The sequence below is a fragment of the Streptomyces sp. SID13726 genome, from assembly GCF_010548375.1.
Taxonomy (GTDB): domain Bacteria; phylum Actinomycetota; class Actinomycetes; order Streptomycetales; family Streptomycetaceae; genus Streptomyces.
The window spans coordinates 137,574-151,121 of sequence record NZ_JAAGLY010000002.1; the positions used below are offsets into that span (position 1 = coordinate 137,574).

The following is a 13,548-nucleotide window of genomic DNA, read 5'->3' on the forward strand; positions in this document are numbered from 1 at the left end:
CTGCGACGGATCGAGTGACCGCGGACGTGACATCGCGGCCGCCGGGACGCTACGGCACGTACACGTACGGCTGGGTCGTCGTCAGCGGTTCGAAGCCGAGGCGTTCCAGGACGGGGCGGCTGGTGGCCATCGCGTCGACCTGGAGATAGCGGTAGCCACGGGCCACTGCGGCGCGGGCCCGGTGGGCGACGAGGGCGCGGTAGATGCCGCGGCCGCGCCACTCCTCGACGGTGCCGCCGCCCCACAGTCCCGCGAAGCGGGTGCCGGGCACGAGTTCCATGCGGGCCGCGCTGACCGGAACGTCACCGGCGAGCGCGAGGACGGCGACGACCGAGTCGGGGTCGTCCTCCAGCCGGGCGAGGAGCTGGCGCCGCAGCCGGGAGCTGTCGGTCCCGAAGGCCTTCTCGTGGACGTCGGCCACTAGGTCGACGCCCGCCCGGTCGGTGACCGGCAGGAAGTCGACACCCTCGGGCGGGTCGGCGTCCAGGGTGAGGTCGGCGACCTCGGCGATCATCAGCGTCTCCTCGGGTTCGGGTGTGAACCCGGCCGCTCTGAGCCGCTCCCCCAGGTCGAAGGGCAGGTCGTGCCCGTACAGCTTCCACTCGAACTCACGGCCGAGCCCGGTGTAGTACGCGACCTGTTCGGCGATCGCCGCCTCGGCGCTCGTCCCGTCCAGGTCGGACCAGACGACGCCGTTCCAGCCGTGTTCCGCCGCGACCTGGCGCACCACCCCGCCGACCCGCTCGACACGGGCACCGGGACCGTCGGGCTGTGCGCCCTCGCGCATGTCCCGGTCGTAGAGAGCGAGTACCGCGGCATGATCCATGGGCTCACTTCATCACCGGAACGCCTCCGCGGCAACGGCGTTTACGGCCGCCCGGCCTCCGCGCGCACCGCCGCCAGATAGGAGCTGAGCCGGTCGCGGTTGCGGGCCAGGCAGTCGATGCGGGCCTGGATGCGGTCGACGTGGGCCTCCAGAAGGGCGGCCGTCCCGGGCGTCAGGTGCTCCGGCGGGAGCAGGATCTCCTCCGGCCCGCAGAGGTAGGGCAGGATCGCGCGGATCATCTCGGTGGTGAGCCCCGAGTCGAGCAGCCCGCGGATCTGCTGGACGTCCCGGACGGCGGCCTCGCCGTAGTCGCGGTAGCCGTTGTCGGTCCGCGCGGGGTCCAGCAGGCGCTGTTCCTCGTAGTAGCGCAGCAGCCTGGTGGGGACTCCGGTACGGCGGGACAGTTCACCGATCCTCATGACCTGCTCCCCGTTCGCCCTTGCCTTCACACTGATGTGAACGTCCGAGCATGGTCCCATGTCCACCACCTCCCCGGCCAAGGGCACAGCCCTGCCCGCGCCCGCCCCGCTGCCGTGGGCCGGGCTGCTCGCCCTGTCGACGGCCGCCTTCACCGCTGTGCTCACCGAGCTGCTCCCCGCGGGACTGCTGCCCCGCATGGCCCCGGCGCTGGGGGTGTCCGAGGCCCGGATCGGCTTCCTGGTCACCGGGTACGCGCTCGCGTCCTTCGCCGCCGCGATCCCGGTCACCGCTTTGCTGCGCGGGCTGCCGAGGCGGCCGGTGCTCGTCGGGGCGCTGCTGGGTTTCGCGCTGAGCAACGCGGTGGTGGCGCTGTCCTCGTCGTACGCCCTGACGTTCGGGGCGCGGCTGGTGGCCGGGGTCATGGGCGGGACGCTGTGGGCGATGCTCGCCGGCTACGCGGCCCGGATGGTGCCGTCCGAGCGGCGAGGCCGGGCCATCGCGATCGTGCTGGCCGGGATCACCCTCGCGCTGTCGCTGGGCGTCCCGGCGGGCACGGCGCTCGCCGGGGCGGTGGGCTGGCGTACGGTCTTCGCCGCGCTGGCCGGGTCGGCGGTGCTGCTGGCCTGCTGGGTGCGGTGGCGGGTGCCCGGCTTCCCCGGCGAGGCCCCGCACGCGCGCGTGCCGCTCGCCCGGGTCGCCGTACTGCCGGGTGTGCCGGCGATCCTGTTGGTCACGCTGTTCCTCCTGGTGGGGCACCAGGTGATGTACACGTACGTCGCCCCGTTCGCGGCGCATGCCGGGTTCGGCCGCACGGGCCTTGTGCTGCTGGTGTTCGGGGCGGCCACCGTGGTGGGGATCTGGATCACCGGAGCGCTGGTGGACCGGCGCCCGCGGGCCACGCTGCTGGGTGCGCTCGGGCTGTGCGCGGCCGTGATGCTCATGCTGGGGCTTGCCGCCGAGGCACCCGGAGTGCTGCTGGTCTCGGTCGCGCTGTGGGGTGTGGCGTTCGGGGGTGCGCCCACGCTGATCCAGACGGCGCTGGTCGACGCCTCGGGGCCGGAGCGCGCGGATGTGGCGACCTCGTTGCAGACCACGGTGTACAACGCGGGGATCGCGGCGGGTTCGCTCACCGGCGGTGTGATCCTGGACGGGCTGGGCGCCGGGGCGCTGCCCTGGACGGCGCTGCCGCTGGTCGTGGCCGCCCTCGTGGTGGTGGCGGTGGGCCGTCGCGCCGCGTTTCCGCCGCGGCGGCGGTGACCTTAGGCTTCCTGGTGAGGAGGGCCGCATCCCATGGTCGTGAAGGAATCCGAACTCCCTTATCTCCGCCGCTGCGTGGAGCTGGCCGGCGAGGCGCTGGAGGCCGGGGACGAACCGTTCGGTTCGGTCCTGGTGGGCGGGGACGGCGAAGTGCTGGCCGAGGACCACAACCGCGTGGCCTCCGGCGACCGCACCCGGCACCCCGAGTTCGAGCTGGCTCGCTGGTCGGCCGCCCACATGACGCCCGAGGAGCGCGCGGCGGCGACCGTGTACACCTCCGGCGAGCACTGCCCGATGTGCGCGGCCGCGCATGCCTGGGTGGGCCTCGGACGCATCGTGTACGTCGCCTCGTTCGAGCAACTGGTCGAGTGGCTGACCCAGTTGGGGGTACCGACCGCACCGGTGAGGGCGCTGCCGGTCAACGAGGTCGCCCCCGACGTGGTCGTGGCGGGTCCGGTGCCCGAACTGACGGAGAGCGTGCGGGAGTTGCACTTCCGGTTCCACCGGCGCTAGGGCGCCCTGGCCACCGTACGGCGAAGGCCCCACCGGTAGCCGGCCGGCGGGGCCTTTCGTGCTGCGTCAGCGGGTTCCCCGCGGGCGGAAGCGCCGGTACACCGCGGCTCCGCCCAGGACCAGCGCGGCACTGCCGATCGCGGCGGGCACGGTCTGGTCCGCGCCGGTGTGGGCGAGGGCCGGTCCGGCGGCCGGCGGGGTGTACGCGGGCGGCTTCGGGCCCGGGTGGTGCTTCGGCGGGGTGCTGGGCGTGGGCCGGGTCGGGCGGCCGGGCGTGTCGGGGCGGTCCCCGGGCGTGTTCACGGACTCGTTGCCGACGGACGCGTTGCCGATGCCGACCACGTTCACGGAGTTCCCGCTCACGTTGACCGGGAGCTGGACGGGAAGCTCCAGCGCGTTGCCGGAGAGCAGGCCCGGGGAGTCCTTCCCGGCGCCCTCGGCGTTCGCGCCGGCGCTCGATGCCGTGCCGCCGCCCGGACTGGTGCCGTGGCCGTGGCCCCGCGTCGCCCCGTGGCCCTCGGCGCCCCGCCCCGCCGCACCCCGGGACGCCGGCCGGCCGTGGCCGCCGGAGTCCGCGTTCACGCAGGTGTTGCCCGCGGCGGGGTTGAGGAGCCCCACCACGTCGACGGTGTTCCCGCACACGTTCACCGGCACGTGCACCGGGAGCTGGACGGTGTTGCCGGAGATCAGCCCGGGCGAGCCTGCCGCGGCGCCGTCCGCCGCGCCACCGGCGTACGCCGGCATCGTCACGGCCATCGCCCCGGATGCGGCGGCGACGGCGATCACTCCGTTTCGGGTGGCCCGTCTCATAGGTTTCCCTGCCTTCCAGACATGGATGCGAGCAGTCGCCCGCATCGCATAAAACGCAGGCGAACCATCAGAGTTATGGCTAATCGGCCTTTCACCCCATCGAGCGACATGGTTGTCGAACTTGCGGCAAAAACGACTCATGGGCACCGAGCGGGCACAGGGTAGGGCACATTCCAGGGCCCCGCCCGCCCGGAGGCGTGCCGTCGGGGGGCCGCTTATCGTGATCGAGGGCGCCGTCGGCCGGTCCACGGCGGGCGTCCCTGGAGGCATGGATGCTGGCCAAGCTGTCGACGGGGCGGTACGCGATCTCCGGAGCCGTGGGTCTCGCGCTGCTCGGTGCCGGGCTGCCGGCAGTGGCCGCGGACGGTCCCGGGGCCGACCTGTCCCGCTTCTACCGGCAGAAGGTCAGCTGGTCGAAGTGCACGGGCATGGAGGCGCCCCGCGATCTCCAGTGCGGCAAGGTCACCGTCCCGCTCGACTACGCCAGGCCCTCGGCGGGCACCCTCGACCTCGCTCTCGCCCGCTACCGGGCCACCACGAAGCACAAGCGGGGCTCGGTCCTGCTGAACTTCGGCGGCCCCGGCGGCGCGGGAGTGCCCCAACTCGCGGCTGGCGGGCATGACTTCATGGGTCTCACCGACGAGTACGACGTGGTGACCTTCGACCCTCGCGGGGTGGGCAGGTCCTCCCCGGTCAGCTGCGGCGACGGCACCGACGAGGCGTTGGAGGCCACAGACGACGAGACGGCCCTCGACCACGATCCACGGGCCGTGCTCGGACACCTGCGCGAGGCCGCCGACCAGTGCGCCAAGCACTCGGGCCCCGTCCTCCCCCACATAGGCACCGTGAACGCCTCACGCGACCTGGACGTCATGCGCCAGGCCCTCGGCGACAGGAAGCTCAACTACCTCGGCTTCTCCTACGGCACCCGGCTGGGCGCCGTGTACGCGGCCCAATTCCCCGAGAAGGTGGGCCGGTTGGTGCTGGACGGGGTCGACACGCTCACCGAGCCGCTGGCCGAGCAGGGCGTGGCGGGCGCCGCCGGGCAGCAGACCGCGCTGGAGGACTTCGTCGCGTGGTGCGCGAAGGACATCGCGTGTCCGTTCGGCACCGACGCGCGTACCGGGCGGGAACAGGTCGTACGACTCGTCGCGTCCCTGGACGAGGACCCGCTGCCCACCGGCTTCGGCCCGGACTTCACCGGACAGGACCTCGTGGGCGCGATCAGCCAGGCCCTCTACAGCGAGGATCTGTGGCCGTCCCTGGAGCGGGCGCTCGCGGAGCTGGTGGAGCAGGGCGACGCGACGGGCGTCCTCGGCTTCGCTGGCGGCGGCTCGGGTTTCCTGGCGGGCACGCACGCCCGTGTCCACGACTCCGCCGGCCGCGGTCACGGCACGGGGGCCTCGACGCATCGCGTTCCCTACGGCACGGGTACACCGACGCATCGCACCGGCTCCACAAAGCCCCGCACCGACGACGGCACCGGCAGCCCGACGCCCCACACCGGCACCGGCACCGGCACCCCGACATCCCGTTCCGCGCAGACCACCGCCCCCACCGGCGACCCGACGGACGGTGCACTCGCCGACGCCGAGGACGTGCCGCTCGACAACCTCCCCGCGGCGCTGATGGCGATCAACTGCGCGGACGATCCCGACCGCCCCGGCGCCGACCGGATCGCCGAGGACCTCGGGCGGCTGCGCGAGGAGTACGAGCAGGCGTCCCCGGTCTTCGGCCGGTACCGGCTCACCGAGTACCTGATGTGCTACGGCCGCCCGAAGGGCACCGACTTCATCCGGGACGAGGTGCGCGACCTCCGCACCCCGAAGATGCTCCTCGTCGGCACCCGCGGCGACCCGGCGACGCCGTACCGCTGGACCGTGGAGACCGCGAAGCGCCTCGGCGACTCGGCCGTGGTCCTCGACAACAAGGGCGAGGGCCACACCGGTTACGCCTCCTCCAAGTGCGTGCACCGCAAGGTCGACGACTTCCTGCTGTACGGCAGCCTGCCGCCGAGCGGGAGTTCCTGCGGGCCGGAGCGCGAGGAGTGAGACGCGGGCGGTGCCCCCGGACTTCTTGGATCACTATGGCGTCCAGCACTACTGGGACTCCCAGTGAGCGAGCCGGTGCATGGCCGTCGCCGCCCCGCTGAAGCCGTCGTCGCCCAGCAGCGCGCGGAGTTCGGTGTTGAAGCGGTCGATCTCCGGCCGGGCGGCCCGCAGGGCGTCCGCTCCCGCACTGGTCAACTCCAGGACGACGGCCCGGTGTTCGCGCGGGTGCGGCCGCTTGCCGACCAGCCCCGCCGAGGTGAGCCGTCCGACGAGTCCGGTCACGGCGGACTCACGCAGCCCGAGCGTGCGGGCGAGCTGTTGCTGGGTGATCCCGGGCTCGTCCTGCACCGCGAACAGGGCACCCAGCTGGGCCGTGGTGATCCCGGCGGCGGCCAGGACTCGCCGGTCCGCGGTGGTGCGCAGCCGGTGTGCCGCCCGCTGGAGGAGGAAGTAGAGGCGCTGGTCGTCGGGGTCGGGCATGGCCCGATGTTGACAGACGGGAGGGGTGCGCGCCACCCTCACTTCACCAGTGAAGTGAGGTGGGGACATGCATCAGCACCTGGACCTGGAGCTCGCCCGGAAGGTCCTTTCGGCACAGCCGTTCAGCACTCTCGTCGGTGCCCGGCTGAGCGCCTTCGGCGAGGGCGAGGCCACGCTGGAGTTCGACATCCGCGGCGATCTGCTCCAGCAGCACGGCACCGTGCACGGCGGGGTGCTCGGCTACGCGGCCGACAACGCGCTCTCCTTCGCCGCGGGTTCCGTGGCCGGTTCGGCGGTGACCACCGCGGGCTTCTCCATCGACTTCCTGCGCCCGGCGCGCGGTGAACTGCTGCGCGCCCGTGCCCAGGTGGTGCGGGCAGGGCGTACCCGTGTGGTGTGCCGCTGCGACCTGAGCACCGTGGACACCGAGGGCGCCGAGACCCTGTGCGCGGTGGCCCAGGGCTCGATCGCCGTGCTGGAGCCCCGCGCCGGGTTCGCGGCCGGCACTCCACCGGTGAGCGGCCGGGCCTCCACCGTGTGAGCTTGCAGACGTCCGCCCCGTAGGCGTTCAGAAGTCCACCGGGTCCCGCACGATCGGGCAGGTCATGCAGTGCCCGCCGCCGCGCCCGCGCCCCAGTTCGGCGCCGACGATGGTGACGACCTCGATGCCGGCCTTGCGCAGCAGGGTGTTGGTCTGGGTGTTGCGGTCGTAGGTGAAGACGACACCCGGCTCCAGGGCGACGGCGTTGTTGCCGCTGTCCCACTGCTGGCGCTCCGAGGCGTAGACGTCTCCGCCGGTCTCCACGACCCGCAGCTCCGGCAGGCCGAGGGCCTTGGCGACGACGTCGACGAAGGGGGTCGAGCCCTCGTCGACCAGGTCGACGCCGGGCGCCTTGTCGGAGGGCCGCAGGGAGAACGTGTGGACGGCGTCCATGATGGCCGGGTACAGGGTCACCAGGTCGCGGTCGGCGAAGGTGAAGACGGTGTCCAGGTGCATCGCGGAGCGCAGCTTGGGCATGCCGGCGACGATCACGTGCTCGGCGGCGCCGTCGGCGAACAGTGCGGCGGCCACCTGGGTGATCGCCTGGCGCGAGGTCCGCTCGCTCATGCCCATGAGGACGACGCCGTTGCCGACCGGCATGATGTCGCCGCCCTCGAACGTCGCCTGGCCCCAGTCGAGTTCGGGGTCGCCCCACCAGACGGTGGCGCCGGTGAAGTCGGGGTGGAAGCTGTAGACGGCCTTCATCAGCAGCGTCTCGTCATGCCGGGCCGGCCAGTACAGCGGGTTGAGGGTGAGCCCGCCGTAGAGCCAGCACGTGGTGTCGCGGGTGTAGAGGGTGTTGGGCAGCGGCGGCATCAGGTACTCGCGTACGCCGGTCGACTCGCGGGCGAGCGAGAGATAGCCGTTGCGGTGGTCCTCCGGCAGGTCGGTGGTGGCCAGGCCGCCGATCAAGTACCGGGCCAGGCGGTCGGGTTCGAGGGACTCCAGGTAGGCGCGGGTGCTGTCGATGAGGCCGAGGCCGACCTCGTTGGCGACGATCTTGCGGTCCAGCAGCCAGTCCCTGGCGCCCGGGACCGCCATGGTCTGCGCGAGGAGGTCGTGCAACTCGACCACGTCCACGTCCCGTTCGCACAGCTTGTTGACGAAGTCGGCGTGGTCGCGCTGGGCGTTCTCCACCCACATCACGTCGTCGAAGAGCAGGTCGTCGGAGTTGGTCGGGGTGAGCCTGCGGTGGGCGAGCCCCGGGGCGCACACCAGGACCTTGCGCAGCCTGCCGACCTCGGAGTGGACGCCGTATGCGGAACTGGTCACGAGGGGCACCTTTCCGGGGACTTGAAGAGGTCGGGATTTCCGGGGACTTGAGAACGTCAGAGACTGATCCAGCCCAGCGCCAGGGCGACGATCCCGAGGACCGCGCCGGCAATCGAGACGGCGAGGATCACCAGCTCGCGCGGTGAGAACAGCCGTCTGCCCTGCTCCCTGCGGGCCATCACGAACAGCACGGTGGCGGGGGCGTAGACGATGAAGGAGACGAGCACGAACTTCAGGCCCGCGGCGTAGATGAGGAACGCGGTGTACACGGTGGCGAGCACGGCGACCGTTAACTCGCCCCGTCTGCCCGCCCGTCCGACCATGACCGCGAAGGCGGCGGCCAGCAGGAACGGGATCAGCGTCAGCGCGCTGGTCAGGTCGAGGGCGAAGTTGAAGGCGTCGTCCGAGAACAGCGTGACGACGAGGAAGAGCTGGCTGAGCAGGGTGGTCATCACCAGGGCGGGCACGGGGACGTCGGCCGCCGTGGAGCGCTTCAGGAACCGCGGCATGTCGTCGTCCTTGGCCGCGACGAACAGCACCTCGGCGGCCATCAGCGTCCAGGCGAGGTAGGCGCCGAGCACGGAGACGATCAGGCCGACGCTGACGAAGACCTTGCCCCAGGTGCCGACCGCGTGCTCCAGGACGCCCGCCATGGAGGGCTGACGCAGTTCGGCGATCTCGCTCATCGGCATGAGGCCGTACGACACGATCGTCACCGAGGCGAAGATCGCGAAGACACTGAGGAAGCCGAGGACGGTGGCGCGGCCGACGTCCTCGCGGCGGCGCGCGTGCCGGGAGTAGACGCTGGCACCCTCGACTCCGAGGAACACGAAGACCGTGGCCAGCATGGTCCCCTTGACCTGCTGGAACAGTGAGCCCGCGTAGTCGGCGCCGCCGAAGTTGTCGGCGAAGACGGACGGTTTGAGGTAGAAGAGCGCGAGGATCACGAAGAAGAGGATCGGCACGACCTTGGCGACGGTGACGATCCGGTTGATCGCCGCCGCCTCCTTCACGCCCCGGCTGATGAGCGCGAAGAACAGCCACAGGCCCACCGAGGAGAGCAGCACCGCGAGCACGGTGTCGCCCTCGCCGAGCGCGGGCGCGAGGGTACCGATCGTCGACATGATCAGCACCCAGTACGTCACGTTGCCCACGCAGGCGCTGGCCCAGTAGCCGAACGCCGAGAAGAAGCCCAGGTATTCGCCGAACCCGGCCTTGGCGTACGCGTACACACCCGCGTCCAGGTCGGGCCGTCGTACGGCGAGGTTCTGGAAGACGAAGGCCAGCATCAGCATGCCGGTGCCGGCGACGGCCCAGGCGATGAGCGCTCCGGCCACGCCCGTCTCCTGGGCGAACCGGCGGGGCAGCGAGAAGACGCCGGCCCCGACCATGGAGCCGACGACCATGGTGGTCAGGGTCGGGAGGCTCAGCTTCGCGGTGGTGGCGCGGACTTCGGATTCCGTGTCGTTTTTCGCCATGAGATCATCACGTTAACAACGAAATACCCCATATGCCCGATCAAGTTGCCCCAAATGCCTGATCGGTGAATCAGTCCTATGGTGCTGTTATGGAGCACGCACTCAGCCCTGCGACCCTCTCCGAACTGCGCCGTCCGCGCGCCTATCCGGCGGTGTCCGTGCTGACGCCGACCCACCGCCGTGAACCCGAGAACGCCCAGGATCCGGTCCGGCTGCGCAATGTCGTGGCCGAGGCCAAGAAACAGCTGGAGGCGGACCCGGCGGTCCCCCGGGAGCGGCGCATCGACGTCGCCCGCCAGCTCGACCAGGCCCTCGCCGAGGTCGACCTGGCGCACGCCGAGGACGGGCTGGTGATCTTCGCCGCGCCTGGCGAGCACCAGGTGTGGTCCCTGGCCCGTGCCGTACCGGAACGGGTGGTCCTCTCGGACACCTTCCTGACCCGCAACCTCGTCTCCGCGCAGGCCTCCGAGCGGCCGTTCTGGGTGCTTTCGGTCTCCGCCGACCGCGCCACGCTGTGGAACGGCGGCATCGACCGGGTCGGCGAGCACCACGCCGGCGGCTTCCCGATGACCAGGAGCCGGGAGAACTTCGACGCTGAGCGCCTGGAGCAGGTCGGCGACTTCCCGAGCACGTTCCGGGACGAGGACACGCGCCACTTCCTGCGCGAGGCCGACACCGCGATGGTCAAGGTCCTGCGCCGGGACCCGCGACCGCTGTACATCACCGGCGAGACCGCGGCGCTGTCCGCGCTGGACGACGTCGGCAACCTCGCCAAGGAGGCGGTGCACGTCCCGCACGGTGGGCTCGCGCACGGCACCCCGGACGCGGTGTGGCAGGCGGTCCGGCCGCTGATCGCCGCCGAGGCGCGCAAGAGCACGGACGCCGTGAACCGGGAGCTCGAATCGGCGCGCGGGCGGCGGGCGTTCGCCGCCGGTGTCGACGAGATCTGGCAGAACGCCCGGGACGGCCGGGTACGGCTGCTGGCCGTCGAGGAGAACTACCGGGTGACGGTCCGCGACGACGGCGGCGACCATCTGATCCCGGCCGAGAGCGGTGACCTCGACGCCCGCGAGGACATCGTGGACGAGATCGTCGAGCAGTGCCTGGAGACGGGCGCCGACGTCCGGTTCGTGCCGGACGGCGCCCTCGGCGGCGCCGACGGGATCGCCGGGGTACTGCGCTACTGAGCCCACCGCGCCGGGCTGCCTGCGCCACGCTGGGCCCCACAGCGACGAAGGATCACGCGTGAGCGAGCTGCCGGGCGTGGCAGTACTGGGTGCCGGACACATGGGCGCCGACCACATACGGCGCCTGGACCGGGTGGTGAGCGGAGCCAGGGTCGACGACACCCTGCGCGGTCAGGTCACGGGCCCCGCGTCCGGTACGGCTACGCGGCCTCCGCGGTCGCCGAGGCCGGCGTACGGGCCCTGAAGTCGGGCACGCGGACGGCCGTGGAGTTCGCCGCCCGCCCCGCGCTGTACGCCGAGGACGGCCGCTGAGGTGCCGTACGCCGCTCAGACGCTCCCGAAGAGGGCGCTGAGCCCTCGCTCGACGGCCTCGCCGAGGTCCTCCTGTCCGGCGCCGACCACGGCGAAGGTCCGCAGCAGGAAGTCGCGCAGGGTGGGCGTGTCGAACTGGAGGAGGGCGAGGCCGTACGGCGAGTGGAACTCCACGACCGTGGTGTCGCGGCCGCACGGCCAGATGTGCACGTCCCCGCCGCCGGCCGGCCCGCGCAGCCCCTCCTCCAGCAGGCCGCGGGCGAAGGTCCAGGTCACCCCCTGCCCGTCCAGCGAGACATCGGCCGGGAAGTCGACGCACACGGCCAGCGGGTCGGTGGAGCTGTAGCGCAGGGTGGCGGGGACGGGCAGTTCCTGGTTCTCCGCGGTGATCAGACGGGCGCGTGCAGGCTGCTCGAGGGTCGTGTCCATGGTCGGTCTCCACTGCGGGTGAGAGGTCGGCCGGTTGTGCCGATGTGTTCTTACGACCTCGCAGGTGCCGTTTGCATTACGCCTGAGCGGGGGTGAATTACTGTGACCTGCATCACACACCCACGATCAGGCCCGATCCGGGTATGCCAAACTCCATAGAACACAGGACCGTCGAACAGATAAATGGACATCGGGCCGACCACCCCCACGGCCCGTCAAGTCACGTATGCCACTTACGACTTGAGATGGCGGACGACGTAGACGAACCGCCCGGCACGACCGCTCTGTGAAGACTGTGGCATATGCCAGAAGCACCACCGTATCGTGTGTCGTCGAATCCCTTACAGCGCGTCGCGGCCTGTGCAACAGTCGTAACGGTCCCTCCGTCCCGCCTTGGTCGAACCGTCCCCGCATCGGAGTGCGTCATGCCGTCCCATCTCTCCGCGGACCGCCCCGCGGCCCAGCCGTCGGGAAGCGGCTCGGTCGACGCGCTCATATCGCAGGCGCGGCGGCTCAAGGGCGACGTGGACGCCGTACGACGGGACGCTCCCGGTGACGGTTCGGACCCCCAGGAGCGCTGGCAGCGCGCGCTGTACGACCTCGCGCTGCACCAACTCAGCGACCTCGACGCGCACTTGGCGCAGCTACGGGACGGCCCGCCGCCCGTGCCGTCGGAACCCGGCGCACCGACCGCCGCGCGAACCGCGCCGCCCGCTCCCCGGCGCGGCTCGTTGCTGAGCAGGGTCGGCAGTGCGGAGTGGAACCTCCTGACGGACGAGGCGAGTTGGTCCGGTGAGCTGTACCAGATCCTGGGCCGCGACCCCGCCGCTCCCCCGCTCACCCTCGACGAACTCCCCTCCCTGGTGCTCGACGAGGACCGGCCGGGGCTGACGGCGATGGTCACCGACTGTCTCGTGGACGCCAAGCGCATCGACGGCGAGTTCCGGGTCGTGCGCCCGGACGGCGCCACGCGCACGGTCCACATGATGGGCGAGCCCGTGCTCGACGCCGACGGCAGCACCGCCTCGATGTGGGCCGTGCTGCGGGACGTCAGCGAACTGCGGCGCAGCGAGCGGGTGGTGAGCGAGACCCGTGACTCGTTACAACGCCACAGGCAGCGCACGCAGAGCGAGCGCCGGCTCGCGGTCGAGCTGCAGGAGGCCGTGCTGCCGCCGTGGCGTGGCTCCCTGCGGCTCCCGCACCGGGGCACCGAGACCCTGGACCTGGCCGCCCACTCCCTCCCCTCGTCGACGAGCACCCTGATCGGCGGCGACTGGTACGACGCCCTCCAACTCGCCGACGGCGACACACTCCTGAGCGTCGGCGACCTCACCGGGCACGGCGTCGCCGTCGCCTCGGGCATGGCGACCCTGCTGGGTGCCGTGCGCGGCATGGCGATGGCGGGCACCCAACCCGGCCAACTGATGTCCCTGCTCAACCAGTTGCTCGACGCCACCGTGCAGCCGGCCCTCGGCAGCGCCGTCTGCTGCCGCTACCGCCCCACGACCCGCACCCTCGTCTGGGCCCAGGCCGGACACCCCGCCCCGCTGCTGTTCCGCGACGGGACGGGACGCCGACTGGACTCACCCGACGGCGTGCTCCTCGGCGCCACGTCCGGAGCCGTGTACGCGCAGGCCGAGGAGACCCTTGAACCGGGCGACCTGCTCCTGCTGCACACGGACGGACTCGTGCCCGGACGCGACAACGCGGATGCCGTGCACCAACTCCTCGGCCTGGCCCCCCGGTTCGGCGGGGCGCGCACCGCGCAGGACTGTGTGCGGATGGTCGTGGAGGAGTTCGGCGAGACCGAGCGCGAGGACGACGCCTGCGTGCTCGTCGCCAAGGTGACGTCCTAGGCAAGGTGATGTCCTAGGCAAGGTGATGTCCTAGGCAAGGTGACGTACGTCCTAGCCATAGATGTCTGACGTCATCAAGGCCATAGGTGTGCCGTCATGAAGGGACTGCTACGACC

General features: G+C 71.6%; 14 protein-coding genes. 7 read left to right on the forward strand and 7 right to left on the reverse strand.

The genetic code is table 11. The features are described from left to right. Positions 1-49: 49 nt before the first annotated feature. Together G3I78_RS04680 and G3I78_RS04685 are read right to left on the reverse strand one after the other, a co-directional pair. Positions 50-826 carry a GNAT family N-acetyltransferase gene (locus G3I78_RS04680; RefSeq protein WP_164421498.1) on the reverse strand — a complete coding sequence of 259 codons (777 nt, stop codon included), beginning with the start codon at positions 824-826 and terminating at the stop codon, positions 50-52. Positions 827-867: 41 nt separating this feature from the next. Then, the gene (locus G3I78_RS04685) at positions 868-1,245 is read right to left on the reverse strand and encodes a MerR family transcriptional regulator (protein WP_164421499.1); all 378 of its coding nucleotides are present in this window, start codon (positions 1,243-1,245) and stop codon (positions 868-870) included. 58 nt (positions 1,246-1,303) lie between these two features. Between G3I78_RS04685 and G3I78_RS04690 the strand changes: the two genes are divergently transcribed. Continuing rightward, positions 1,304-2,503 (forward strand): MFS transporter, encoded by a 1,200-nt coding sequence (locus G3I78_RS04690; RefSeq protein WP_164421500.1) that lies wholly within the window; start codon positions 1,304-1,306, stop codon positions 2,501-2,503. Between the two features lie 33 nt (positions 2,504-2,536). Further along, positions 2,537-3,016 carry a nucleoside deaminase gene (locus G3I78_RS04695; RefSeq protein ID WP_164421501.1) on the forward strand — a complete coding sequence of 160 codons (480 nt, stop codon included), beginning with the start codon at positions 2,537-2,539 and terminating at the stop codon, positions 3,014-3,016. Between the two features lie 66 nt (positions 3,017-3,082). On the opposite strand, the gene G3I78_RS04700 is transcribed toward G3I78_RS04695, so the two are convergent. Further along, positions 3,083-3,826: a chaplin gene (locus G3I78_RS04700; RefSeq protein ID WP_203614369.1), complete on the reverse strand. Its 744-nt coding sequence runs from the start codon at positions 3,824-3,826 to the stop codon at positions 3,083-3,085. Positions 3,827-4,098: 272 nt separating this feature from the next. Here G3I78_RS04700 and G3I78_RS04705 point away from each other — a divergent pair, with 272 nt between their 5' ends. Then, a complete protein-coding gene (locus G3I78_RS04705) occupies positions 4,099-5,877 on the forward strand; it encodes an alpha/beta hydrolase (RefSeq protein WP_164421502.1) in 1,779 nt (592 codons plus the stop codon). Between the two features lie 48 nt (positions 5,878-5,925). Here G3I78_RS04705 and G3I78_RS04710 read toward each other — a convergent pair whose 3' ends face one another. Beyond that, positions 5,926-6,357: a MarR family transcriptional regulator gene (locus G3I78_RS04710; protein ID WP_164421503.1), complete on the reverse strand. Its 432-nt coding sequence runs from the start codon at positions 6,355-6,357 to the stop codon at positions 5,926-5,928. A 67-nt stretch (positions 6,358-6,424) separates the two neighbouring features. Between G3I78_RS04710 and G3I78_RS04715 the strand changes: the two genes are divergently transcribed. Continuing rightward, complete coding sequence (locus tag G3I78_RS04715) at positions 6,425-6,898, forward strand: PaaI family thioesterase (RefSeq protein ID WP_164421504.1); 474 nt, start codon at positions 6,425-6,427, stop codon at positions 6,896-6,898. Between the two features lie 27 nt (positions 6,899-6,925). Here the strand turns inward: G3I78_RS04715 and G3I78_RS04720 are convergent, their stop codons facing one another. Both G3I78_RS04720 and G3I78_RS04725 read right to left on the reverse strand, forming a co-directional pair. After that, the gene (locus tag G3I78_RS04720) at positions 6,926-8,170 is read right to left on the reverse strand and encodes an arginine deiminase (RefSeq protein WP_343243646.1); all 1,245 of its coding nucleotides are present in this window, start codon (positions 8,168-8,170) and stop codon (positions 6,926-6,928) included. A 56-nt stretch (positions 8,171-8,226) separates the two neighbouring features. Beyond that, the gene (locus tag G3I78_RS04725; protein WP_164421506.1) at positions 8,227-9,648 is read right to left on the reverse strand and encodes a basic amino acid/polyamine antiporter; all 1,422 of its coding nucleotides are present in this window, start codon (positions 9,646-9,648) and stop codon (positions 8,227-8,229) included. Between the two features lie 89 nt (positions 9,649-9,737). Between G3I78_RS04725 and G3I78_RS04730 the strand changes: the two genes are divergently transcribed. Both G3I78_RS04730 and G3I78_RS53105 read left to right on the forward strand, forming a co-directional pair. Continuing rightward, positions 9,738-10,835: a chemotaxis protein gene (locus G3I78_RS04730; protein WP_164421507.1), complete on the forward strand. Its 1,098-nt coding sequence runs from the start codon at positions 9,738-9,740 to the stop codon at positions 10,833-10,835. Positions 10,836-10,893: 58 nt separating this feature from the next. Then, complete coding sequence (locus G3I78_RS53105; protein ID WP_203614696.1) at positions 10,894-11,079, forward strand: hypothetical protein; 186 nt, start codon at positions 10,894-10,896, stop codon at positions 11,077-11,079. Positions 11,080-11,162: 83 nt separating this feature from the next. On the opposite strand, the gene G3I78_RS04740 is transcribed toward G3I78_RS53105, so the two are convergent. Beyond that, positions 11,163-11,576 carry an SsgA family sporulation/cell division regulator gene (locus G3I78_RS04740; RefSeq protein WP_164421508.1) on the reverse strand — a complete coding sequence of 138 codons (414 nt, stop codon included), beginning with the start codon at positions 11,574-11,576 and terminating at the stop codon, positions 11,163-11,165. A 425-nt stretch (positions 11,577-12,001) separates the two neighbouring features. Between G3I78_RS04740 and G3I78_RS04745 the strand changes: the two genes are divergently transcribed. Next, positions 12,002-13,432, forward strand: a complete 1,431-nt coding sequence (locus G3I78_RS04745) for a PP2C family protein-serine/threonine phosphatase (protein WP_164421509.1) — start codon at positions 12,002-12,004, stop codon at positions 13,430-13,432. Positions 13,433-13,548 lie beyond the last annotated feature (116 nt).